At 46.5% G+C, this 25,541-nt stretch carries 21 protein-coding genes and 1 pseudogene; 19 read left to right on the plus strand and 3 right to left on the minus strand.

Features of this window, described 5'->3' with window-relative positions:
• Window positions 1-50: 50 nt before the first annotated feature.
• Genes M0P91_RS04935 through murJ form a run of 3 tightly spaced genes read right to left on the minus strand, consistent with a single transcriptional unit; the run spans window position 51 to window position 4,643 of the window.
• Entirely contained in the window at window positions 51-1,829 is a 1,779-nt protein-coding gene (locus tag M0P91_RS04935; protein ID WP_295065217.1) for an ABC transporter transmembrane domain-containing protein, read from the minus strand.
• Entirely contained in the window at window positions 1,826-3,223 is a 1,398-nt protein-coding gene (gene cysS, locus M0P91_RS04940; protein ID WP_295065219.1) for a cysteine--tRNA ligase, read from the minus strand. Before cysS ends, M0P91_RS04935 begins: the two co-directional genes overlap by 4 nt.
• A 16-nt stretch (window positions 3,224-3,239) precedes the next feature.
• The gene (gene murJ, locus M0P91_RS04945; RefSeq protein ID WP_295065221.1) at window positions 3,240-4,643 is read right to left on the minus strand and encodes a murein biosynthesis integral membrane protein MurJ; all 1,404 of its coding nucleotides are present in this window, start codon (window positions 4,641-4,643) and stop codon (window positions 3,240-3,242) included.
• A 305-nt stretch (window positions 4,644-4,948) separates the two neighbouring features.
• On the opposite strand from murJ, the gene M0P91_RS04950 reads away from it, so the two are divergent.
• The 19 genes and pseudogenes from M0P91_RS04950 to M0P91_RS05040 form a co-directional block, all read left to right on the plus strand.
• Window positions 4,949-6,850 carry a flagellar assembly protein A gene (locus tag M0P91_RS04950; protein ID WP_295065223.1) on the plus strand — a complete coding sequence of 634 codons (1,902 nt, stop codon included), beginning with the start codon at window positions 4,949-4,951 and terminating at the stop codon, window positions 6,848-6,850.
• Window positions 6,847-7,410, plus strand: coding sequence for a Holliday junction branch migration protein RuvA (gene ruvA / locus M0P91_RS04955; RefSeq protein ID WP_295065225.1), 564 nt, complete (start codon window positions 6,847-6,849; stop codon window positions 7,408-7,410). The genes M0P91_RS04950 and ruvA overlap by 4 nt, the downstream gene beginning before the upstream one ends.
• A 15-nt stretch (window positions 7,411-7,425) precedes the next feature.
• Complete coding sequence (locus tag M0P91_RS04960; protein ID WP_295065227.1) at window positions 7,426-8,463, plus strand: D-alanine--D-alanine ligase; 1,038 nt, start codon at window positions 7,426-7,428, stop codon at window positions 8,461-8,463.
• A 2-nt stretch (window positions 8,464-8,465) separates the two neighbouring features.
• Entirely contained in the window at window positions 8,466-9,200 is a 735-nt protein-coding gene (locus tag M0P91_RS04965; RefSeq protein ID WP_295065230.1) for an alpha/beta hydrolase, read from the plus strand.
• 51 nt (window positions 9,201-9,251) lie between these two features.
• On the plus strand, window positions 9,252-10,631 hold the full coding sequence (locus tag M0P91_RS04970; protein WP_295065232.1) for an AAA family ATPase: 1,380 nt from the start codon (window positions 9,252-9,254) through the stop codon (window positions 10,629-10,631).
• An 11-nt stretch (window positions 10,632-10,642) separates the two neighbouring features.
• Window positions 10,643-11,293: a DUF4276 family protein gene (locus M0P91_RS04975; protein WP_295065234.1), complete on the plus strand. Its 651-nt coding sequence runs from the start codon at window positions 10,643-10,645 to the stop codon at window positions 11,291-11,293.
• 27 nt (window positions 11,294-11,320) lie between these two features.
• Window positions 11,321-12,763, plus strand: a complete 1,443-nt coding sequence (gene murF / locus M0P91_RS04980; RefSeq protein ID WP_295065236.1) for a UDP-N-acetylmuramoyl-tripeptide--D-alanyl-D-alanine ligase — start codon at window positions 11,321-11,323, stop codon at window positions 12,761-12,763.
• Between the two features lie 134 nt (window positions 12,764-12,897).
• Window positions 12,898-13,392, plus strand: coding sequence for an HIT domain-containing protein (locus M0P91_RS04985; protein WP_295065238.1), 495 nt, complete (start codon window positions 12,898-12,900; stop codon window positions 13,390-13,392).
• Window positions 13,393-13,589: 197 nt separating this feature from the next.
• Entirely contained in the window at window positions 13,590-15,329 is a 1,740-nt protein-coding gene (locus tag M0P91_RS04990) for a YgiQ family radical SAM protein (RefSeq protein ID WP_295065240.1), read from the plus strand.
• Between the two features lie 78 nt (window positions 15,330-15,407).
• Window positions 15,408-17,663, plus strand: a complete 2,256-nt coding sequence (locus M0P91_RS04995; RefSeq protein ID WP_295065242.1) for a response regulator — start codon at window positions 15,408-15,410, stop codon at window positions 17,661-17,663.
• A 90-nt stretch (window positions 17,664-17,753) separates the two neighbouring features.
• The gene (locus tag M0P91_RS05000) at window positions 17,754-18,002 is read left to right on the plus strand and encodes an RNA-binding S4 domain-containing protein (protein WP_295065244.1); all 249 of its coding nucleotides are present in this window, start codon (window positions 17,754-17,756) and stop codon (window positions 18,000-18,002) included.
• Entirely contained in the window at window positions 17,999-18,979 is a 981-nt protein-coding gene (gene trpD / locus M0P91_RS05005) for an anthranilate phosphoribosyltransferase (RefSeq protein WP_295065246.1), read from the plus strand. The genes M0P91_RS05000 and trpD overlap by 4 nt, the downstream gene beginning before the upstream one ends.
• Window positions 18,979-19,386, plus strand: a complete 408-nt coding sequence (gene tsaE, locus M0P91_RS05010) for a tRNA (adenosine(37)-N6)-threonylcarbamoyltransferase complex ATPase subunit type 1 TsaE (protein ID WP_295065248.1) — start codon at window positions 18,979-18,981, stop codon at window positions 19,384-19,386. Before trpD ends, tsaE begins: the two co-directional genes overlap by 1 nt.
• On the plus strand, window positions 19,379-20,101 hold the full coding sequence (lptB, locus tag M0P91_RS05015) for an LPS export ABC transporter ATP-binding protein (RefSeq protein WP_295065250.1): 723 nt from the start codon (window positions 19,379-19,381) through the stop codon (window positions 20,099-20,101). Before tsaE ends, lptB begins: the two co-directional genes overlap by 8 nt.
• A gap of 6 nt (window positions 20,102-20,107) precedes the next feature.
• Window positions 20,108-21,376, plus strand: coding sequence for an RNA polymerase factor sigma-54 (locus M0P91_RS05020; RefSeq protein ID WP_295065253.1), 1,269 nt, complete (start codon window positions 20,108-20,110; stop codon window positions 21,374-21,376).
• Complete coding sequence (locus tag M0P91_RS05025) at window positions 21,373-22,116, plus strand: TIGR02757 family protein (protein ID WP_295065255.1); 744 nt, start codon at window positions 21,373-21,375, stop codon at window positions 22,114-22,116. Before M0P91_RS05020 ends, M0P91_RS05025 begins: the two co-directional genes overlap by 4 nt.
• 94 nt (window positions 22,117-22,210) lie before the next feature.
• Window positions 22,211-23,470: a TrkA C-terminal domain-containing protein gene (locus M0P91_RS05030; protein ID WP_295065257.1), complete on the plus strand. Its 1,260-nt coding sequence runs from the start codon at window positions 22,211-22,213 to the stop codon at window positions 23,468-23,470.
• A gap of 235 nt (window positions 23,471-23,705) precedes the next feature.
• A complete protein-coding gene (aroB, locus tag M0P91_RS05035; protein ID WP_295065259.1) occupies window positions 23,706-24,767 on the plus strand; it encodes a 3-dehydroquinate synthase in 1,062 nt (353 codons plus the stop codon).
• A pseudogene (locus tag M0P91_RS05040) lies at window positions 24,764-25,541 on the plus strand (mechanosensitive ion channel family protein); the annotation flags it as partial. The gene aroB and the pseudogene M0P91_RS05040, both read left to right, overlap by 4 nt.

Here is a 25,541-nt window from a genome sequence, read left to right on the forward strand (position 1 = left end):
AAGTACGTAAAGGGAAATGAATCTCACGCATCCGAAAGATGCGGGTAGCTTCAGGGGGTTGTAGGGACTTTAGTCCCTGCCACTTTACGGGCTTCGCCCGAAAAGTGGGTAACATCAGCTATGACGCCGAGGGTTCGGCTCAGACGCTGATATTCGGCCGAGTGTTCCAACAATTCGTGATGCGTTCCGCGTGAGACGATACGCCCCTGCTTGAAAACCAGAATGGTATCGGCATGTTCGACGGTGCTGAGGCGATGGGCGATTAAAATCGTAATTTTGTCTTTGGTATACGCTTTGAGTGCGTTTTGTATCCGCCGTTCGCTTTCGTTATCGAGGGCACTGGTTGCTTCGTCGAGAATCAGAACCGACGCTTTTTTGTAAATGGCCCGGGCAATGGCGATCCGTTGTCTCTGGCCGCCGGAGAGATTGGCACCGAATTCGTCCATGACGGTATAGATCCCCTCTCGGAGGGATTGGGCAAATTCGAGGGCATCGGCATGTTTAAGCGCATCGATGACCCGGGCCTCATCAATCTCATGCCCGTAAGCGACATTGGCGGCCAAGGTGTCTTGAAAAATGTAAACCCGCTGTGAAACCACTGCGATGTGGTTGCGCAAAGAGTGCTGAGTCAGCTCCGTAATCGGGATATTATTGATCAGAATTCTCCCCGCTGAGGTGTCATAAAAGCGGACGATGGCATTGATAAGGGTGCTTTTTCCCCCTCCGCTGTCTCCGACAAGGGCAATGGTCTGGTGCTCATTAATCTCCAGATTGATCCCGTTTAGCGCCTCTTTTTCATCGTACGCGAGGGAGACATTGTCAAAACGGATCGATCGGATCGGTTTGTCGAGTACGGTAGAGCCGTCTTTGATCGTATCGGTCAGGTCCAAAACGGCAAAAATACGTTCGCTTGCCGCAAGGGCATCCTGCATTTTCGCATAAATGATCCCGACACCGCGAGCCGGTTGGAATGCGAGCCCTACGGCGGTAAAAAAAGAGAAAAATTCCCCCGGCGTCATATGGCCGTTGATAACCTCTTTTCCCCCCATATAGATGACCGTAGCGAGCCCTATCGAGGCGATAATCTCCAAAAGAGGGGAAACAAGCTCATTCGTATAGACCGCTTTCATGTTGATTTTGAACAGATGCCAGTTCTCTTCTTGAAAACGGTCCATCTCATAGCGTTCGGTGGCATTGACTTTGATGATTTCGGTGTTGTTGAACACTTCGGTCAGGCGGTTGACCATATCGGCATTTTTCTCTTGTGAACGGTGAGAGAGCCTTTTAAGCCTTCGGGTAATTTTGATCAGGGGGAGGACGAGGAGGGGTAAAACGACAAAGGCGTAAAACGCGAGTTGGGGATTGAGATAGATGACGTAACCGACCAGCGCAATGACGGTGAGGGTTTCACGGATAAATTCGGGGAGCATATTGGAGACAAAGTACTGGACACGGCTGTTGTCGTTCGTGATGCGGGAGATCATCTCACCGCTTCGGTTGGCGTGAATGTAGCGCATATCCATATAGAGAATTTTTTCCAGTAACACGGCGCGCAGCTGAGTGACGATATGGAGTCCGATATAGTTTGTGTTGACCGATTGGATATAGCGTCCGACCGATTTGATGACATAAATACCGATCAATCCCAACGGGATCACGATCAGCATCGCCGAATTTTTTTGGATAAACATATCGTCGATCATCGGTTTCATGATGTAGGCGGTGGCCGAAGTGGCGGATACGGTTAAAATGATCCCAATAAAAACCCAAAAATAGTGAAGTCTGAAATTTTGAATGTACGGCCAGTACCGTTTAAACGCATTTTTCAATCTCGTATCTCCCAAAATGTCCCGGATGGGGTATCCATAATTGCAATTCCCAGTACGGTGAGCTGATCGCGAATCGCATCGGAAGCGGCAAAATCTTTTATTTTTTTGGCCTCCGTTCGCTGGAGGATCAGCTGATTGATGGTCTGTTTTTTGGCGTCGTCCAATCCGAATTGAAAATACTCAAACGGATTTTGCCCTCCGAACCCCAATACATTCTCTATGACCTGTAACGAAGAGAGAAGTTTTTGACGGTACCCTTTGTCTTTTGGATTGAGATCAAGCATTTCATTGGCGGACGTGGTGAGTTCATCAATCAGGGCGTAGGCTTTTGAGACGTTAAGATCATCTCCGAGCGTCTCAAGCAAAGCCGTTTCAAATTCGCTTTTTATCGTGTCGGCATTTAATCCGAAGAGCCGTTTTTTGAGACGGTACAGACGGTCCAAACGCCGTTTGGATGCGATCAGATCTTCTTCGTTAAAATTAAAATCTCCGCGATAATGGGTGCTCAGGAGATAAAAACGGAGCACCTCGCCATCATACACGTGAAGGGCATCTTTGAGAAAAAAGCTGTTTCCCAGACTTTTTGACATTTTTTCCCCGCCGACGGTGATAAATCCGTTGTGCATCCAATAAGCGGCCAGCTCATGGCCGGTGGCGCAGCGGGTTTGGGCCGCTTCGTTCTCGTGGTGGGGAAAGAGCAGATCGGCCCCTCCGCCGTGAATGTCGATCGCATATTTCCCGTTTTTCGCGCCAAACGTGTGTTCGATCATGGCCGAACACTCCAGATGCCATCCGGGACGTCCGGGGCCGAAAGGGGAATCAAACGAAACACTCCCGTCGTGTACCGCTTTCCAGAGGGCGAAATCGGCGTCATGCCGTTTCTCGGAGACTTTGTCGACACGGCTGATGTTTTCGTTGCTGTGGCGGTTTGAGAGGCTCAGATAGCTCTTGTCGCTGCCGGTATCGAAATAAATGTCACCGTTAGAGATCACATAGGCATGTTTTTTGGCCAGCAGGTTTTGGATCATCACGATCATGGGTTCGATCGACTCGGTCGCTTTGGGTTCCAGGGTGGGGGGACGTACCCCGATCGCCCCCATATCCCGGTGATACGCCTCGCTGTAGCGTTCGGCGATTTCGACGGTGCTGATCCCTGAATCGCGCGCTTTGTTGATGATTTTATCGTCGATATCGGTGATGTTGCGTACGTACGTCACCTCATACCCTTTGGCTTCGAGTACACGGCACAGAAGATCGAAAACCAACGCACTTTTGGCATGCCCCAGATGGGCATCGTCGTAAACGGTCGGGCCGCAGACATAAAGCGATACCTTCCCTTCTATCAAAGGCTCAAATTTGAGTTTTGTTTTTTTTACACTGTCGTATAGGTACATTATATCCTCTCCTGTTTTAGCGAATTAGGTGTAATACATATTGGTTTAGATAATAAAACAGCACGCCGAACAGGGTCATTCCCGCGACAAAATAGAGGGATAATTTCGTTTTCAGAAGATCAAAAAACAGGTTCCAACCTACCTCTTTGACGGTGAGAATCAGCTGTACGGCGCCGCCGATGCTTCCCGCCAAGGCTAAACCGGCGGCACCCATCGGCTTCATCAGCAAGAGAGAAAAAATGAGATTGATCCCAAGCGAGAGGGCGGCAATTTTCGCCGCTTTCATGTGTTTGTGCATCGAATAAAGGTAGAGGGAAAAAAGCTTTGCCAGTCCGAAAGGGATCAGCCCCACCATGTACATCATCAAAACATCGGCGGTGTTGCGGGTGTCTTGAATCGTGAAATTTCCTCTCTCAAACAACAGCCAGACGATGGGTTCGGCTAACAGCACCCCCCCTAAAACGGAGAGCCCCAGCAGAGCGCTGAGAAGCCAAAACGATTTGTGGAGATTTTTATAGGCGAGGGAATGGTTGTCGTTTTTGATCGCTTTGGCGATGGAGGGGAACAAAGCGGTCGTGATGGCAAGGGCGATAATGGCAAAAGGGAGTTGAAAAATCCGGTTGGCATAAAAGAGATACGATACGGAACCTGCCACCAAAAACGAGGCAAGAGAGGTATCGATAAAGGAGGCGATCTGGGCGGTGGAATTGCCCAAAAGGGAGGGGAAAAAGAGAGAAGAGAATTTAGACTCTTCGGTTTTGACATTTTTGGTTTTTCGGTATTTCCATCCGCCGACGAGAAGTTTTAAGAGCCCTTGGCGGCGGATGGAATAGAGATGGGTAGCCACCTGCAGCAAACCGCCGATCAGAATGGAAAAACTAAGGGCGTAGACGATGGTTTTCGGATCGCTTTGACTAAATAGAAACAATGCGGCAACCATCGCAATATTGAGCCAGACCGTCGAAAAAGCGGTTGTGAAAAAATGCTCTTTGTGCTGCAGCAGGGTCCCTAAAAACGTTACGATGAAAATGAGATCCAGATACCAGAAATTAATGGCCGTAAGGGGGGCCGTCTGAGCAATCAGATCTTCGCCCCAATCCCATGCGAGTAGTTTGGTGAAAAACGCGGGGAAGAGGGTCACCAAAAAAGACAAAGCGACGATAAAGGCCATAAAGCGGATAAAAATCGCAACCGCAAAAACGCTTTTTTGACTCGAAGCGATATAGGAAGGGATAAAGCTTTGGGTAAAAGAACCTTCCGCAAAAATCCGGCGAAAAAGATTAGGGAACTTAAAGGCCATTAAAAAAACATCACTCCATACATTCGCTCCCAGCGCAGATGTCATCATAATGTCGCGCGCAAGTCCCGTGACACGGGAAATAAGGATGCCGAACGAGTTGGAGAAAATCGATTTGAACATAGTGATTGCAGTGCCTGAAATTAAAGTTTTACGCAATTTTAACGAAGATGTGATTAAAATAGGCTCACTGTTTAACTGACCTTACGCACCTTGTCTAAATAAGTGAGAAAAGGGTTGGTAATTTCCCGTATCCGAAAGATACGGGAAGCTTTAGGGGGTTGTAGGGACTTTAGTCCCTGCCACTTTCCGGGCTTTGCCCGAAAAGTGCGTAACATCGCTTTAGGGGGTTGTAGGGACATTAGTCCCTGCCACTTTCCGGGCTTTGCCCGTAAAGTGCGTAACATCAGTGTTTAAAAAGGGAAAGTATGGGGCTGTTTCATAAAGAGGGAGAGGTTGAACCGTCGATAGCTCCGATGGTACCGATTGTCATCCGTACCGGCAATGTTGCCAAAGAGCTGTTGCAGGTCGCCTCAAGCCATAAAATTTCGGTTCACTCTTTGGATTTTAATCTTTTGAACACCCAGACCTTTAGCCATATGCGGATCGAGGGACAAAGCGAAGATTGGATCGAACTCACCGCCGATGAAGTGAAAGGGATTACGGAAGACCTTTTTCTCAATCCGAAATTTGAGATCAAACAGATTTATGAGATTGAAATTTTTGAGATAACCGAGCACGCTTTGATTGAGACGATTGAGATGTCGATCGGGGGGAATACGACCCTCTGTAAAATCTATCTGACGATCAAAGCAAGAAGCGTTGCCCGCTATTACGAAACCTTCGAACGCGATTTTCTTCATACGCTCCGAAAGAAAAAGCTTCGTGCCAATGTGTTGATTGATTTATTCGATTCGATGATGAAAAAAAATTTCGACCCTTTTTTTGCAAAGATAAAAGTCTCCGGAGAGTACCGTTTTGAAGAGCAGGAGCGGTTTTTGATCGCGGAGGGGTACGATCCGATCGTGACGATCAACGATCAGTTGATTTTTCATTACGATGAAAAAAACAAACATCGGGATGAAAAGGAGCGGATTGATTACGCGAATCGGGGATATCTCCACAGTGTCTCGGAAAATGACCTTTTGATTGAGTACGTCAAACCCAAGAAAGGGGAGACCGGACGAAACTGTCGCGGTGAAGCGATTATTCCCAAAGAGCCGTTGGTCCGGAATGAACCGACGTTTACCGTGGGGGAGAATATCAAGGTGATAGAGACCCCGGATAGTATCGAATACCGCGCTAAAACAAGCGGCTATGTGACGTATGAGGGGGGTGTCTATGATATCCGGGTCGAGATGGACATTACCGAAATCAGTTTTAAGACGACCGGTTCCATTGAATCGAAGCTGGATGCGGACGTTTCGATCAATGTCAAAGAGAAAGATCTCTTTAAAGATGCCATCGGAATGGGGATGGAGGTTACCGTAAACACGATCCATATTGAGGGGAATGTGGGGACGAATGCTAAAGTGACCGCCCACAAAGCGACGATTGACGGGCAGGTGCATCAGAGTGCCGTCGTTACGGCCGATGAGTTGACGATTAACATCCATAAAGGGACGGCATACGGTAAAGAGGTCCACATTACCCGTCTGGAACACGGAATCGTTGAAGCGGAGAAAGTGACGGTAATGCAGGCGACCGGAGGAAAAATACGGGCTAAAGAGATTATTATCGAAGTTTTGGGTTCGCATGTCAAAATGACTGCTTCGCATACGATTGAGATTATGCACTTAAGCGGAGGGGAAAACCAGTTTGTCATCGATCCGCTCCTGAACGAGTCGAGGGAAAATCTGGCCAGTCAGGATAAAAGTATCGAAGCGGCCAAGCAGACCCTTCGCGCGGTCAAAAAAGAGCTGGAAGGGTATGAGCAGACATGGTTGGAAAACGCTCCGGCAATGGATGAGCTGAAACAGAAACTTCTCCGTTACAAGACAAACGGGGTGACGATGCCTGCGGCATTTGTCCAAAAGTATCGGCAATTTCAGGAGTTTAAACAAAAACTCGAATCGTTGAGGAGTGAATATCAACAAAAAGAGGATTACTACGCATTGTTAAACAGTAAACATATTGCCTTGCAAAATGAGATATTTGATGCCCGGGTGATCAACCACAGTACCTGGAAAAATTATAACGAGATCATTTTCAAATTGATCGAACCCAATATCGACGTGTTGTACGTTCCGATCGAAAACAGCGTAGAAAACACTCTGGGACTCCATGAAGATGCCGACGGACATTTCTCGATAAAGGTGATGCACAAATGATTGTAGGATTAGAGGGGCTTATTGAGGCAAAAGAGACGGCATTTGTCCATTTGAATGTCGGCGGCGTCGTTTACGAAGTGTTTATTTCGCTCCATACCTATGGCGAAGTGGGGGGTGAGCGCTGCAAGCTTTACACGACCCATATCATACGCGAAGATGCCCAACAGCTTTACGGATTTTCGCAGAAAAGCGAGAAAATACTGTTTGAAGGGATGCTCAAAATCAACGGAATCGGTCCGAAAGCGGCCCTTGCCATTTGTAGCACCTTTACGCCGGAGCAGTTTGCGGGTATTATTTCATCCAAAGATGTGAATGCGCTCAAGAGGGTACCGGGGATCGGACCCAAAAGTGCGGCACGAATCATGGTCGAACTGGCCGGATTTGATGCGGTACTTTTAAACTCCGGAGGGTCGATAAGCTCTGCCGCGTCCGAAGCCTCCATGGCACTCGAATCGCTTGGATTCAAACGAGAACAGATTGCCAAAGCGCTAAGCGCTTCCAGTGCAACCGATACCGCCACTTTGGTCAAAGAGGCGCTGAAACAACTACAAAAACTCTAAAAGGGAATTACGACTATGAAATTAGCACTTTTATTCGGCGGCGCCAGCTATGAACATGAGATCAGTATCGTCAGTGCGATTACGGTTAAAGAGAAGCTGAGCCGGTTTGAGCTCACTTTTATTTTTTGCGATCAGGATCACCGGTTTTATTTGATTGATGGTGCCAAAATGAAAGCGGTGACCTTTTCGCGCGGCGAGCACCGAAAAATGCCGAAACTGTTATTGACCCAAGGGGGGTTTGAACAGCGGGGGATGTTCGGTTCGAAGCTTCATGATATGCCGGTACTCAATATCATCCACGGCGGCGACGGAGAGGACGGTACGATTGCGTCGATGATGGACTTTTACGGTATCCCTTTTATCGGTCCTAGAAAAGAGGCGGCAATGCTCAGTTTTGACAAACATTACACCAAATGGCTTGCCGAATCGGCAGGGATCAAAACATTACCCTATGAGGTGCTGCACAAAGGGAAAAATAGCCTGATTCAGACCCCCTACCCCTTCATCGTCAAGCCTGCGCGTCTGGGAAGCTCTATCGGAGTCAGTATCGTGCGGGAGGCAAGCGAACTCGATTATGCCCTTGACGTGGCATTTGAATTTGACAATGTCGTATTGATTGAGCCTTTTATTTCGGGGGTAAAAGAGTATAACCTTGCCGGTTTCAGCGCCCGAGGGGAGATCACCTATTCGATTGTGGAAGAACCGCACAAAAACGAGTTCCTCGATTTTGAGAAAAAATACCTCGATTTCGCCCGCTCTTCCAAAGTGGCAGAAGCTTCGATATCTCCGAAACTGGTTTCTCAGCTTCAGGATGCTTTTCAGGCGATTTATTTGCCGTTGTTTGAAGGTGCATTGATCCGTTGCGACTTTTTTGAGATTGATGGGGAAGTGTATCTCAATGAAGTGAATCCGATACCGGGTTCGATGGCCAATTATCTGTTCGAAGATTTTCAAGGGTCGATCCAAAAACTTTTGGGTGCGTTGCCCGATAAGAAAGAGATTCGGGTTCACTACAACTATATCCACTCTATCTCTCAAGCCAAAGGGAAATAAGGGTGGCGGCAAAAACAGTACAGTACAAACACCATACGTTCTCGATCAGTTACGAGATCGTAAACCCGTCGGCCCATTACGATATCGTTTTTTTACACGGCTGGGGTTCCCATAAAAATCTGATGAAGCACGCTTTCGGATCTCATCTGAGTGCGTTTCGCCATATTTACATCGATATGCCCGGATTTGGAAACAGTACCTGCAACATGGCGTTGACGACGGACGATTATGCAACGATTATCGAATCGTTTTTACCGCAGATCGGCGTCTCCAAATCGGTGATTCTGGGGCACTCTTTCGGGGGGAAAGTCGCAACGCTTCTGAACCCGGACCTGCTGGTTTTGGTCGGTTCTGCCGGAATTTTAGTCCCCAAACCGTTTACAATCCGTGCCAAAATTTTTCTCTTTAAACTGCTGAAATTCACGGGACTTTCCCGTTTGCGCCGGTTTTTTGTCGCACCCGATGCGGCGGGCTTGAGCGAACCGATGTATGAGACCTTTAAACAGGTCGTTAATGAAGATTTTACCGATAAATTCAAAGCTTTCAAAGGAAAAGCCCTGTTGTGCTGGGGACGTCAGGATACGGCTACACCGCTGTGGACGGCCGAAAAAATCGTTGAACTGATCCCGGATGCCCATCTTGCCGAATATGACGGTGATCACTATTTCTTTTTGGAACAGGGGGGATTGGTTGCCAAAGAGATTGAGAAAACGGTTTTGAAACGTTTGGAACACTAGCGTTATTAAAGAAATGGTATAATCAGATTAAATTAAAAGAAGATTAAAACTATGATTACAAAAATAGAAATAGATGGTTTTAAAACATTTCAGAATTTTTCGATGGAATTTTCTCCATTTACCATTATTGCAGGACCGAATGCATCGGGTAAAAGTAATCTCTTTGATGCACTATCACTTCTTACCCGTCTTGCCGAAACCGATTTAAAAACAGCATTTAGTGAACAGCGCGGTGAAGCGATAGAACTGTTTACAAAATTTGATAATGATTTTGCTGATGAAATCTATTTTGGCGTAGAGATGCTTGTGGATAAAAAAGTTCGTGATAACTGGGGTGGTGAATCCGAACTAAAATATACGCGATTACGATATGAACTAAAGATAAGACGAACGATAAATGAGCGTGGGATAATTGATCTGGCTGTTATATATGAATCTTTAGTCAATGTCAAACATGATGATGATGTATGGCTAAAAAAACATATAAAACCTCAAGTGATAGAGATATGGAGACCAAAAGTTTCAACAGGTCGCAGAGGTAAACCTTATATCTTAACAGAAGACAGAGAGGGGACAGTAACGATTAAGTTACCTCAAGACGGGAAAGCAGGTGGGAAAGAAACACCTGCAAATGCAGTATTGCAAACCGTTTTAAGTGGGATTAATTCGGTAGATTTTCCTCATGTTTTTGCGGCGAAAGAAGAGATGCGCAAATGGCGTTTTTTACAGCTCAGTCCTGACGCATTGCGCAAACCAAGCCCTTACATGGCGAAAGATAGTATTTCACATAATGGAGATAACTTAGCCGCTGCACTCCATCGTATCAAAAGTGAAGACTCTTACGCGATCAAAGATATTGCAAGACGTTTGAATAATCTTCTACCGACGATAGTAGATATAGATGTCTATGATGACAGTGCAAATAAACAATTTATTGTAAAAGTTAAAAATGACGATGGGAGAGAGTTTTCATCCCGTGTTCTCTCGGAGGGAACTTTGCGGCTTTTGGCTCTCTGTGTTTTTCTGTATGATGAGTCTTTTGGCGGACTTTTGTGTTTTGAGGAGCCGGAAAACGGTATCCATCCGTTTCGTTTGAAAGCGATGGTTGAATTACTCAATGATTTAAGCATTGATTTTGACGACATGGATATGCCCCTTCGTCAAGTTTTGGTCAACACGCACTCTCCTGTTTTAGTAGGTGAAGTTTTTCAACTGAAAGAGAATCAAAATATTTCAGTATGGTTTGCAAGGTTGATAACAAAAATTACAAAACATGTTGACGGTATGAAAAAACTTCATGTCACCAAAATTCTTCCGGTTGTCTCTGATAATCAGGGGAGTTTATTTCACGATGAAGTAGAAGAAAAAATTACACAGGCAGATATGAGAAATTATCTCCAATCTGCTCACTTTCCTGATGAAATGATGTAGGGTAGTTACAAGTGAGTCAGATTATAACTATCGGTTACATCGTAGAGGGTTCGACGGATGTACGATTTTTGGAAAACATCATTCGTAGAACGTTTGAAGATATTGCCTTATTGTGTGAACGAGAGATAGAGATTTATTCAGTAATATCGATAAAAGCGGATAGAGGGAATGGTTTTGTAGCGCAAATTCAAGAGGCGATCAAAGATGCGGATAAGCAGGGGATAGAGTTTGTTTGTGTTCACTGCGATGCAGATGATAGAGATGATGTGCACGTTCAAGAACATAAAATTATACCTGCGTTTGAGGCATGTGAAAGTTTTAGTAGTGAAAAAAATATAAAACTTTTATCCTTGATTCCTGTATATATGACAGAAGCATGGATGTTGGCTGATACATCAGTTTTTAAAGATGAAATTAGTTCTCGATTGGATGATCATGCGTTAGGAATTGATAGAGTGCCGGAAAGTTATAATGATCCAAAAAAAATTATAAAAGAGGCAATTAGAATATCTCAACAAGGTATAGCTCGAAGGCGTCAAAAGCTTGATATTGCCGATTTGTATTCTCCTTTAGGACAAAAAATCTCTTTGGATTCTTTAAAACGGTTGCCTTCCTATCAAAAGTTTTTTCAAAGAATAGATGAATTATTGCGATACGATTGAAAAAAATCTAATTAAGGGATTAAAATAATGGATTACGGACAACTGGCCGCACTGGTCACCAATATTGTTTTCGTGATGGGATTGGGGTGGTATCTGATTACCAACCTCCAATGGTACGATTACCGGATCGAGAGGGTTGTGATGCGTCATCACAAAACATGGTGGCATATTGCCTATTTTATTCTCCCTTTTATCGCCTATTATGTAGCAGGGAAATTTTTTATACCGATTTTTTGGTTGCTCTATCTTCCGGCATTGATTTTATGGCATCGGAAGCTTGACAAGAAGGTGGTATTGACATGGCGGGTGAAGCGGTTTTTGATCCTTCTCGCTTTGCTGACCCTCTTTTCGGATTTTATCATCACCTTCAAAGCGTTGAGCGAAACGTACGGCCTCTTTATTCCGTTAGCTTTTGCGTATGCGGGATCGCTCGGGATGGAGAAGTTTTTATTTCAGGCGTATAAGCGTGAGGCCAAGAAAAAAATCGGTTCTATGCGTGATCTGACGATTATCTGTGTCACCGGAAGCTACGGGAAAACGTCGATGAAAAACTTTATCGCGCAGGTATTAAGCCAAAAATACAAAGTTTATGCGACGCCGCGCAGTGTCAATACGCTGGGGGGGATTATCCGTGATGTAAACGAATCGCTCCCTTCCGATACACAGGTCTATATTTGTGAAGCGGGGGCTCGTGAAGTGGGGGATATCTATGCGATAGCACAGCTATTGCATCCTCAGATTGTCGTAGTAGGCAAAGTGGGGCCTCAGCATCTGGAGTATTTCAAAACGCTGGAGAGGATTCAGCGGACGAAGCTTGAAATAATCCATTCGGATCGTTTGAAACGGGCCTTTATCCATACCTCCGTGACGGATGAGCCGCACGAAAAAGTGACCTTTTTCGGGAACGATGTCCAAAACCTTGCAGCAACGCTGGAGGGGACCGATTTTGAGCTGGCGGTGGAGGGGAAATTGACCCATTTTCATACGTCGGTTCTGGGGGGGTTTCAGACCATCAATATGAATGCGGCGATTTTGATTGCATCCGAGATGGGGATGCAAACCCAAGAGATCGTTGGGGCAATCGAAAAACTCAAAAGTGTCGAACACCGGCTTGAACGGATCGATGCGGGGGGGAAAATTATCCTCGATGACGGCTATAACGGCAATATCGACGGGATGCTTGAGGGGATACGGCTGTGTTCGCTTCATCCGGGACGAAAAGTGATCGTGACCCCGGGGTTGGTAGAGAGTACCGAAGAGCTTAACTCCGAGCTGATTCGTGCGATAAACGGTGTATTTGACATTGCAATTATCACGGGTCAGCTTAATGCGGCGCAATTTGAAAAAGAGTTGAATACTCCTCAAAAAATTATGTTGGCGGATAAGGCTCAGATGGTTAAAACCCTCGGTGAAGTAACCCGTGCCGGTGATATTATCTTGTTTGCCAACGATGCACCGAATTTTATTTAGTACATAATTTATTTTCCGTTCGTCCGGAGTTTAACGAAATATCGCTTTGCGAGTGTTACCCTGTTTTTACTCAAAGGGTGGCCCATGATTCGACAAGCACGAACGGAAGTGGAATTTTATATAAAAGGTTTTCAATGGAAAATATTTTATACGCCCCCTGGCGCACCGACTACATCACGGGTCAAAAAATTGAGGGGTGTGTGTTCTGTCATATCAGTACCCATGAAGAAGATGATGAGACTCTTCATGTTTTGTATCGTGACGAGCATTGTTTTATCGTGATGAACCGTTATCCGTATACACCGGGCCATTTTATGATTATTCCCCACCGTCATACCGATTCACTTGAAGTGCTTGACCCGGTTGTTTGGCTCCATATGAGCACGTTGGCTCAAAAAGGGGTCCGAATGCTCAAAGAGTCTTTCGGTGCACACGGTGTGAATCTGGGGATGAATCTGGGACGTGCCGGAGGGGCAGGGATCGCGGAGCATATCCATCTTCATCTCGTTCCCCGGTGGGAAAGAGATACCAATTTTATTACCGCAATTGCCCAGACTCGGGTTTATTCTACCGATTTCGAGGTTATTTTCCGTCGTTTGAAAGAAGCGTCGGAAAACTATTTTTTGTAAACCTTACCCTTTCTTTTTACGGGTGAGGACGAATCCCATAATGGCCGCCAAGGCAATCAGGAGGATAATATCGGTCGTACTTGTTGCTAACTCTTCAATCATAATACTTCTTTCCCATAATCTTGATTATCTTTGTATGAAACTATTATAGCGTACCCTGAACCTCTTTGTAAGAGAAATCGCCGTACACTTCGCCTATGAAATCAATACCCCCTGAATACCTTCAATACCTCCCTACCACACGCGCTGAGATGGATTTGCGCGGATGGGATCGGTGCGATGTGATCCTGATCTCCGGCGATGCCTATATTGATTCACCCTTTATTGGGGTTGCCGTTGTAGGGCGGATTTTGGAACGTGAGGGCTACAAAGTCGGCATTATCGGGCAGCCCGATATCAACACTGACGATGTGATGCGTTTGGGAGAGCCGAAACTTTTTTGGGGTGTGAGCGGCGGAAGCGTCGATTCGATGGTCTCCAACTATACCGCAACGAAGAAATTCCGTAACAGTGACGACTATACCCCCGGCGGTGTTAACAATGCCAGACCCGATCGCGCGACGCTGGTCTATACGAACTTGATCCGTAAATATTTTAAAAATACGGTTCCCATCGTGTTGGGCGGGATCGAAGCGAGCCTGCGTCGCGTGAGCCATTATGACTACTGGACGAACAAACTGCGCAAACCGATCCTCTTTGATTCCAAAGCCGACTATCTGATTTACGGGATGGGGGAGGGGGCGATTGTCGCTCTTCCTAAAGCGTTAGCCTCCGGTGAATCGCCTCATAACATTCGCGGGGTGTGTTATATTTCCAAAGAGCCTCGTGAGGGGTATCTGACGTTGCCCTCTCATGCAGAGTGTTTGGAAAACAAAGAGCGTTATATCGATCTCTTCGATCTATTTTACAACCATAATGACCCTATCTCAGCAAAGGGGCTGTGTCAAGAGGTGGACGGGCGGTACAGTATCCAAAACCCTCCTGCCGACTATCTGGATGAGAATGAGATGGACGCCGTATCTGCATTGCCCTTTACCCGTGAGCTTCACCCCTATCATCGGCCGCAAGGGTCGGTCAAATGTCTGGAGACGATCAAGTTTTCCATCATGACGCATCAGGGGTGCTGGGGGGAGTGCAACTTCTGCGCGATCGGTGTCCATCAGGGGCGCACCATCCGTACCCGTAGCGAGGAATCCATCCTAAAAGAGGCAACCCAGTTTACCGAGTACAAAGATTTCAAAGGGATCATCGGTGATGTCGGAGGCCCTACCGCCAACATGTACGGTTATGAGTGCAACAAAAAACTGAAACACGGTACGTGCGATCATCAGCGCTGCGTCGATGATACCCACCTGTGTAAATCGATGAAGGTCGATCACACCCGTGTCATCAATCTCCTCCGTCGACTGCGGGAAGTGCGCGGGATCAAAAAAGCGTTTGTCGCTTCAGGGGTACGGTATGATCTGATCAACGAAGACAAACGAAACGGATATGAGTATCTCAAAGAGATGGTGAAACATCACATCTCCGGACAGATGAAAGTTGCCCCCGAACACACCTCCGATCATGTTTTGCATCTGATGAACAAACCGGGGAAACAAACCCTCGTCGATTTTAAAAAGCTCTATGATCGTTTGAACAAAGAAGAGGGAAAAAAGCAGTTCTTGACCTATTATCTGATCGCCGCCCATCCGGGATGTACCGAGAAAGACATGCACGATTTGAAACGCTTTACGACCGAGGAACTCAAGATGAACCCTGAACAAGCACAGGTCTTTACCCCCACGCCGGGAACGTACTCTGCGGTGATGTACTACACCGAGATGGATCCGCAAACACGTAAAAAAATCTTCGTCGAAAAAGATACGGCCCGAAAAGAGAAGCAAAAGAAAATCGTGGTGGAAAAAGAGAGTTTTAAAAGCGGGTTTGGGAGTTAATTTACGGGTATACGGTTTTTTTAGACGGAATCCAATATACTATTCTTTTATATTATATAAAACAGATGGGACGTTGCAATGGTTAGAGGGTTGATACTGGGATTGATGATTGTCGTTGAGGTGGCATGGAGCGGTGAAAAGTACCGGAAAATCATTGTCGCATCCTCTCCCACACAAGAATATGCCGAAGCGATATTGAGCCATCTGAACGACTCGGTCGGTTCCGTTGATGAGATTCAGCAATTAGAGAAGAAATTTGCTTTTCATTTTGTCTCGCGTCCTTCCGGGAACTACTACATCGTTACGATAGAGCCTTTCGGCAACCGCGATGTTTTGAAAAAAGTCTATGAAACGGTCCGAAAAGAGTATCCTGATGCGTTTATCAATGAATATGTGACCGATGCAACCCTACTTCCCCCCTCATCTGAGCCGAAATCTCTTCTCCAACCGATTAGCGCCACTGCCTCTAACGTTTCGGTTAAATCCAGTACCGAATCCGAACCGATTACCCCTGTACGTTCTCTCCCTTCGGTTGTATTAAAGCCCTCCAACCCTCCTGCTCCTCTCCTCAAGCCCGAAATATCGGAGACAAAAAACCGCTCGCTTTTACCCGAATGGGGAGTCGGAATGCTCGGATGGATTCTGGCTTTAGCGGGGGGGATACTTCTGCTAATCCGTCAGCGCCGGTACCGTGAGTTGACCCAATCGATGCGTGAACTCAAAATGACGATTGAACGCAAAGAGCTGTTTATGGCAAAAATCAGCCATGAACTTCGTACTCCGCTCAATGCCATCATCGGATTGAGCCATATTCTTGCCCAAACGGGTCTTAACCGTTACCAAACCAAAGAGGTTGAGCGTATCCGGCGTTCCGGGGAGATGGCGGTTCAGATTGTCGGCGATATTCTGGAATTTTCAAAAATATCGTCGGGTGTCTTATCGGTAGAAAACAGTGTCTTTAATCTTCAGGAGATGCTTGATAATGTGTCGGATATTATTTTAGAGAAAGTTCATGCAAAGAAAATTGAGTTAATCTTTGATATTGATCAGCGAATTCCGCAACAGGTGGTTGGAGATTCACTCCGTTTGAGTCAAATTATTATCAACCTTTTGACCAATGCGATCAAGTTTACGGAGGAGGGGAGCATTACTTTGTCGGTCAAAAAAGTAAAGGTAACGGGACATACAATGGTATTGGAATGGACGGTTACCGATACGGGGATCGGGATCAGAGAGGATAAAACGGCGGAGATATTTAAAAGTTACGTTCAGGCCGAAGCCTCTACCGCACGTGTGTACGGAGGGATGGGGCTTGGCCTGTCGATCGCCAAAGAGCTGGTGGAACTGATGGGGGGATCGATCAGCGTTTTAAGTGAATTCGGAAAAGGGAGCAGTTTCGTTTTTACGCTCAACGTGCAGGTATTGGATCCCGAAGACATACGTAACTATCGTCTCCCCTCTACCTCCCTGATGATGAACAAACATGTTTTAGTGATTGACCCCAGTATCAAGGCGGTCAATGTATTGAGACACATGTTGAAATATTTCCATTATACCAGTTTTGTTGTTGCCTCGGTAGAAGAGGCGGTCCAATGGGAGAATGACAAATACGATGCCATTTTTGTGGATCAAACTTTATTGACCGAAGAGACGGTCGAACAGTTGAAACTTCTGAAAACAGAACGAAACATCCGTCTGGTGGTGATGGGGACGATGGAAATCGTGGATGAATCGTTTAGCAATCTCTATTTAGAGTTTGATTACTGCCTCTCCAAGCCGGTTACCCCCAAACAGGTGTACGACACGATTATCGCACTATTCTCCGATGGGGAAACCAGTTATCCTAAAAAATATTCTGAAAACAAAAGTCATTTCAAAGAACATATTAAACAGTTGGCCGGAAGCCGAATTTTATTGGTTGAAGACAATTTGATCAATCAAAGGGTGATCCGCAGTTTGCTGAAAGGGAGCGGTATAGAGATCATAAGTGTTCAAAACGGTCGTGAAGCGTTAAAAACCATTCAAAATGAATCACCGTTCGATTTGGTCTTGATGGATATCAATATGCCGGAGATGAACGGATACGATGCGACAAAAGCGATACGCCTCCTTCCAAAATTCGATGGTTTGGCAATTATTGCCCTGACCGGAGATGTATCGAATAGCGATAAAACAAAAGCGTATGATGCCGGGATGGATGAGGTACTGGAGAAACCGATCAATATACAAGAATTTTACTCTATTTTGCTCCGTTTTATCGGTCCCCATTTCGGTGTTTACACCAGTGACTTCAGATCGGAGCCTGATAGCAATTCGGAATCCCCCGCGCCGTAAGTGCTATCTGGAACAATTTTTGCGCCTTATCTCCATTTTAGCTTTTATCCTCTACAATTGAGACTTCAAAATCACTATCACGGATTAATTTTGCGAATTGATAAATTTTTAAATGCGGTCAATCTGACCAAACGTCGTGCCGTAGCTCAGGATATGATTGAAGAGGGGGTCGTGTATCTAAACGGCAAAGCGGTGAAGGCGTCTAAAAATGTTGCAATCGGCGACGTGATTACTTTGGTTTATTTGGAAAAGGAGCTTCGGTATGAAGTGCTTTCGCTTCCTACCATTAAATCAACCCCGAAAAGCCAGCAGCATCTTTACGTAAAGGAGTTGGTATGAATCCGACCCGAAAAGATTTCGAAGCGCTGTTTGAACATCGTATGAGCGATGAAGAGATGCGGGATTTTTTACTCTCGATGCCGTTAGACGCTTCGACCTCTGCATCGATGATCGCTACTGCCGCTGAAGTGATGCGACGCCATTCGATCCTTCTTGACGTCCCTTCACCGTTAAAAGAAAAATTGATCGATGTCGTCGGAACGGGCGGAGATAAGAGCGGAAGTTTTAATGTCAGTTCAACCGTTTCGATCCTTTTGGCCGCAAGCGGATCGTATGTTGCGAAGCACGGCAACCGTTCCATCACCTCCAAATCGGGAAGTGCGGATGTATTGGAATATTTGGGGGTTAAACTCGATTTAACGCTTCAAAACAGTATTAGATTGCTCGAAGAGACCGGATTTGCTTTCCTATTTGCCCAATACCACCATCCGGCAATGAAGTTTATTATGCCGGTACGCCGTTCGATTCCTGAGAAGACGGTGTTTAATATTCTGGGGCCTCTGACCAATCCGGTAGGACTTTCCAAGATTCTTCTCGGGGTATTTGATGAGGTTTTTGTCCCAAAAATGGCCGAGGCGGCCAAGGAGCTGGGGATGAAATCGGCGATTGTCGTCAGTTCGCGGGAGAAAATGGATGAGATCAGCATCAGCGACATTACCTATGCTGCCCAGCTCAAAAACGGGGCAATACACTATTTTGAAATCGATCCTGAGGCCGTCGGAATCAAAAAAGCCCCTTTCGAAGCGATATTGGGAGGGGATGCGCACCTCAATGCTGAGATTTTAATGAATGTTCTCAATAATCAAGGGACAGATGCACAGCGCGATATGGTTTTGATCAATGCCGCTTACGCCCTTATTGCCGACGGCATGGCGCGGGATATCCAGGACGGAATCGAGATAGCGAAAGAGACTCTCCTATCGGGGCGTGCATCCGAAAAATTCAAACAGATTATTGCGGTCTCTTCCAAGCTATGATGAAACTTACTCAGGGCGAATTGCCGCAACTGTGTCGTACGATAGCCGATAAACTTCCCTCGGGGGGCGTTGTCATCTTGCAAGGGGATCTTGCAAGCGGCAAGACGACGTTTACGCAGGCGTTTGCCGCGTATTTGGGATTGGATGAGGCGGTTACCTCTCCGACCTTTTCCCTTCAGCAGGTGTATGGGGCGAACCTCTACCATTATGATCTTTATAATTACGGGTTTGAGAAGTTTTTATCGTTAGGGATGATGGAAGAGTTGGAGCGTGAGGGGTACCACTTGATCGAATGGGGTGACGCAACCCTTATCGGATGGCTTAAACGTGCGGGTATCGAAACGGTGATTGTCAAAATTACAAAATGCGATCCGTCATCGCGATGGTATGAGGTGGAATATGCATGAATTAAAAGTGGAGAGTCTGGTCAAAACGATTAAGAACCATGAAATCGTCCGGGGTATCAGTATGGAACTTCATACTGGGGAGGTCGTAGGGTTACTCGGCCCGAACGGTGCGGGTAAAACCACCACGTTTTATATGATTTGCGGTCTTGTTGAAGCGACGGAGGGGAGAGTCTTTATCGACGGTGTCGATGTATCACATTTTCCGTTGCATCAGCGATCCCAGATGGGGATAGGATATCTGCCGCAGGAAGCATCGATTTTTAAAGATTTGAGTGTCGAAGAGAATCTTTTGATTGCCGCACAGGCGGGAAAACTGGATAAAGAGACGGCACAGCAGCGGATTGAAGAGCTGTTGGAGATGTTCAACATCGAACCGATTCGAAGCCGTCGGGGGATCAATCTCAGCGGCGGCGAACGCAGACGGGCGGAGATTGCACGGGCATTGGTCAATAAACCCCGTTTTTTGTTGCTCGATGAGCCGTTTGCCGGGGTAGATCCCATCGCCGTCATGGATATTCAAAGTGTCATTACCCAGCTGGTTGAATACGGCATCGGGGTTCTGATCACCGACCATAACGTCCGCGAAACGTTGGCCGTCTGCGATCGTGCCTATGTCATCAAAAGCGGTTCCTTGCTTGCATCCGGTACCAGTGATGAGATCGCTCACAATCCGGATGTGCGTCAACACTATCTCGGTGAATCGTTTAAGTTCTAATTGCCTATGCTACGGGTTAAAACGAGTGTTGAAGCGAAGAATAAACTCTCCAATACCTTACGCAATTGGTTGCCGATTCTCCATTCGAGTCTGAGTGATCTCGGAGAGGTTATGGCTCCGTTTGTGGAGTCCAATCCTCTGATCGAAATTAAATCGGGTTTTGAAGAGTCGTTCGAAGCGAAAATTCCGAAAAAAATTCAGCAAGGGTATATTCAAAACTCCCACAGCGAAGCGATTGAAGCCCTTACCGTTCAACACAGAAGCTTGTATGAGATTTTAGAAGAGCAGCTGGATAGCTCCTTGTTCCCGACACCGATCTCCCGTGCGATTGCCCGTCATGTCGCCGAAAATCTGGATGAGGGGGGGTATTATGAGGGGGAGTGTGAGCCGTTATGTAAAGAACACGCGATCACTTTCGAAGAGTTTGAAAAAGTACGTCTGCGCTTTATCCATCTCGAACCGGTAGGGATCGGTGCTCGCGATTTGCGTGAATCGTTTGTTTTTCAGCTTGAATCGGCACAGATCAGCGACAAAGGGTACACTCTGGCGCTGGAATTAATAGAGCATCTTGAAGAGATAGGACGGTATCGTAAAGCGCCCCATTTTGATGAGGCGATGCGGGTTATCGGGAGTTTCAAAAATCCCCCCGCACTTGATTTTTGTGAAGATTCTGCCCATGTTGTTCCCGATATTTTTATTTTTACCGATCCTGAAGAGGGGATCGAAGTAAAATTAAACGACCGTTATTACCCCGCCGTTACGATTGATAACGGTTACGGCGTCGATCATCCCTTCGTCCGCGAGAAGATCAAAGAGGCTAAAAGTCTGGTGGATGCACTGGAGATGCGTAAAGCGACCCTTTACAAAGTGGGCTTGATGATTGTGGAGTATCAATACGATTTTTTTACGGGCGGCCCGATCCGTCCGTTGACCCTGAAAACCCTTGCCGATGAATTCGGGCACAACCCTTCGACCATTTCACGTGCCATTGCTAACAAATACATTGCATGCGACCGGGGAGTCTATCCGATGAAAGATTTTTTCACGACAGCCATTGACGAAGATATCTCAAATGCATCGATTAAAGAGTATGTGAGCGAATTGGTTAAAAACGAATCGCACAAAAAACCGCTCAGCGATATGAAACTGCTGGAATCGGTTCAAACCAAATTCGGTGTCGCGATGGTACGCCGTACGATTGCTAAATACCGAAAGCAGCTGGACATTGCCGGCTCAAGTGAGCGTAAACAGCTCTATATGCTGGGGCGCGTGTGAGAGAGATCCAAGAGCGTCTGAACGCCGAGGCGGTCGCACGTAATTGTGAAGATGAACTCTCAAAAGGGCATCCCGATCCGCTGATGGTGGCACGCCGATACGGTGATGAAACGGTGGCGCTGGCATGTGCCTTGTTTTCGTACGGAAGTGCGGTGGCCATCGTCAAATTTTTGGAGAGTCTCGATTTTTCCCTTCTGGAGCAGGGGGACTCCGAGATTCTCAGAGGGTGTCAAAACCGCTATTACCGTTTTCAAAACAGTGAAGACTGCGGGCAGTTCCTGATTACGCTCAAGCGGTTGCGGGGAGTAGGGGGAAGCGGGCGGATTTTTGAAACCGGATACCGCGAAGGGGGGATTATCGGCGGGCTTAATCTCCTGATCGAGACCCTCTATTCGCTCAATGGCTACCGCAGTGGCGGGTACACGTTTCTTATCGGAAAAAAAGTGGAACATCTCCCTAAAGCGAGTGCAATGAAACGGTGGATGATGTATCTGCGGTGGATGGTCCGCAAAGACCGTCTGGACATGGGGCTGTGGAAGGGGATCAGGAACAGCGATTTAATTATGCCGATGGATACCCATACTTTTAACGTTTCACGCCGTCTCGGGCTCCTCAAACGGAGCCAATGCGATCTGAAAGCGGCCATGGAGTTGACCGAAATGTTAAAAACATTCGATCCGCAAGACCCGGTTAAATACGATTTTGCCCTCTACCGTTTGGGGCAGGAGAAAAAAGGGTGATCAATCTGTTTGATACATGGATTGTGGTAGAATCTCCGAAAATTACGGGCTTTGCCCAAAAAGTGCGTAACATCAGTTAAAGAAGTATCTTTTTATGAAAAAAATTTTAATTATCAGCGACGGCGCTATCGGGCACCACTTTATTGAGCGTGTCATCGGTACGTACACCTCCGAAAACCTTTATTATGTCGTGGAAGTGAAGGGGAGCGGTTTCGGCGGTTTCAATCCGGCGCGCTTTAAATTTTTTGAATTTGATCCTACCAGTTATTATAAAATTGCCAATTTGCTTAAAATGGATTTTTCCCAAGTGATTTTGGCCATGGATAATCCGATCGATCTTGAGCATACGATCAAAAATATCCGACTGATTAAACCGGCACTTCGCATTATTGCCCTTGATTTGTGGAATTCGAAAAACGGCGATGAAGATATCGAATGGGTCAATATGCATGAACTTATTGCGGCCAATTTGATCGATTACCTCCCGAATATCCCCATTTTAGCTCAAAACATCGGTTTAGGATCGGGCGAAATCATGGAGGTGCTGGTCCCCTTCGGAAGTTCGTTTGTGTACCGTCATATCGGTTCGATTGAACAGAAAAATTGGAAAATCGCCGCCATCTACCGTAATCGTGCTCTGATTATCCCCAGCGACAACAAAATGATTCAGCCAAACGACTCGCTGGTTTTGGTCGGCGATCCGGCCGTATTGCGTTCGGTTTACCGGGCCATCAAACGGGAACTCGGGCAGTTTCCGGCCCCTTTCGGAAGTAAACTCTATCTTTATATTGATATGGCAATCGAGAGGGCATCGACGATCATGCCGCTGGTGCGCCGGAGTGTTTATATTCAGAAAAAACTCAAAAAACCGTTAATTATCAAAGTGCTTAATCCCGGAGATATTGATGTTCTGCGGATGATAAAAGCTTCGGCGCAAGGAGAGGTAAAAATCGATATCGAATACGATTCTAATGGGAGTCTGTCGATTATTAGCGATGATATTAAGAGATATCATATTGGCCTCGTATTGGTTTCTCAATCGATTTTCAGCCGTAAATCGATTCGAAAAAAGCTCTATTCGTCTCATGTACCGGTACTGAAACTGGCCGAACGGTCGTTTTCGGGATTGAAAGAGTCGGTCGTTATTTTGGACGAAGAGAATCATATCGAACATATTTCGACAACGGTTTTTGACGTCGTTTCGCAGTTCGGATTTAATCTGGAACTGATCGATTACCAAGCAGTGAGGGGGAGTACAAAAAAGAGATTATCGACCATTTCAATAATCTATCGACGATCTTCTCCAAATCGATCCGTGTCAGCCGTGAAGATCAAAATCCGATCCGACTGCTGAGAGAAAAAGATAACTTTCTACAGTGTCTCCCTTTCACAACAAAGATGTTCGCTTCACCGCTGCAGCGACTTCTTGCGACCGATTCACAAACCCTCTATACGAAGCTTGGCACCTACCACCAGCTTTTTATTCCGACACAGATTTAGTCCTCTTTCACGGAGTTCCCCTCCGTTTTTTAAGTCACTTTCGAGTATTATATATTCAATACTCCACTCCATTTATTTAGGTTTTTTTTATGAAGATTGACATTACCCTTAAACGTATGATTGACGATTCCTACCCTATCCATATCGGCGGATTGCCGCCCATTGAATTTCCCGGAAAAGTGGCGATTCTGACCAATCCGAAAGTGGCGGGTTTGCATTTGCCTAAACTTCTGGGTTCTCTGAAGGCAAAAGAGGTTTATATCATAACGATTCCGGACGGTGAACAGTATAAAACGCTTCAAACGATCGAATTTATTTTAGATCGTATGTTTGACCACCGGTTGAACCGAAAATCGTCTCTGATCGCTTTTGGCGGAGGGGTGATCGGTGACATGGGGGGATTCGCGTCGAGCCTTTATAACCGTGGAATCGATTTTATTCAGATACCGACGACCCTCCTCTCTCAGGTGGATGCGAGTGTCGGGGGAAAAACGGGGGTGAACAACCGTTTCGGCAAAAATCTGATCGGCGCATTCCACCAACCCCGCGCCGTCTATATCGATCCGACTTTCCTGAGTACGTTGCCGGAACGGGAGTTCGGGGCCGGTGTGGCCGAAATCGTCAAGATGGCGGTGACGTTCAACCGTTCATTTTTTGAGTGGCTGGAGGCAAACGATCTTCGCGAAGGGGAGAATCTGGAGATTGCGATCAAGCAGGCCGTAGAGACAAAAGCCCGCGTCGTCGAAGAAGATGAAAAAGAGCAGGGGCTGCGTGCCGCACTCAATTACGGCCACACCTTCGGGCATGTGATCGAGAATGAGACCGCGTACGCAACCTATCTGCACGGCGAGAGTGTTGCGATCGGAATGGTGATGGCGAACGATCTGGCATCTCAAATTGGTTTGATGCATGTGGATGAAGCGGAGCGTGTAAAAGCGGTATTGGGCAAATATAATTTGCCTCTCTTTTACGATATCCCGGATGTTGAAAAGTTCTACCAAGCGTTTTTTCTGGATAAAAAGTCTGCCGACAGTGCAATTACCTTTATCCTCCCTCACGGAATCGGCGATGTGGAGATTACCGACACCGTTTCGCCCGAAACGGTCAAAGAGGTTCTTGGACGCTTTCAGACGAAGGTATTGGCGGTATGAAAACTTTTTTAGCCTTTTTTCTTGCCGTCTCGCTTTTAAGCGGTTCTCTTTATGCCGTTTCGGCCAAAGAGGAAAAAGCGCTGCAAGCACAGGCCGATGCGGAAGCGAAAGCAGCCGAGATTCAAAAAGCGCAGGAGGAGCTGGCTAAGACCAAGGAGCTGCAAGCGGAGCTGGAAAAAATTCAAAAAGAGCTCTCACGCGGGAGCAGCATCTGGATTAAAAGTTATAACTCGTATATGGCCTATCAGGAGACGCGTAAAAGTCTTCGGGGGGTAAAGCGGCGGATGTTGGAGCTGCAGGGGAAAAGTTCAACCGTTGAGTACAAACTCGAAATTGAAGCCCTTCAAGCCAAAGAGAAAATTTTGAGCGATCAGGTGGAATTGCTCAAAGGGCAGGGGACATCGCCGTTTCTTTCCCTTTTGAAACCGGATGAAGCGGGAGATTTACCGACGATATCCAACCCTTTTGATATTGTGACGGGCCTTTCGTATGTCAAACGTCTGAACAGTCAGTACAAAGATTACGTCTTGCGCGAAGAGGAACTTCAGGACCTGATAGCGCTGCTCGAACGTCAGGTTGCCATTTACAAAGATCTGATGCGGCTCAATCCCAAAGGGGATTACGAGGTGGAGCTTGAAGCGATACTGCTGCAAGCCGAAAAATTCAAACTGGCGCTCGATACCTTGATCTCAACGGCCGAGGTGTATGAAAAACGGCTGGAATCCACCGAAGCGAAGATCAATAAGGAGATCAAGGATCAGATCTATAAACTGT

The organism is Sulfuricurvum sp. (assembly GCF_023229695.1).
GTDB lineage: Bacteria > Campylobacterota > Campylobacteria > Campylobacterales > Sulfurimonadaceae > Sulfuricurvum.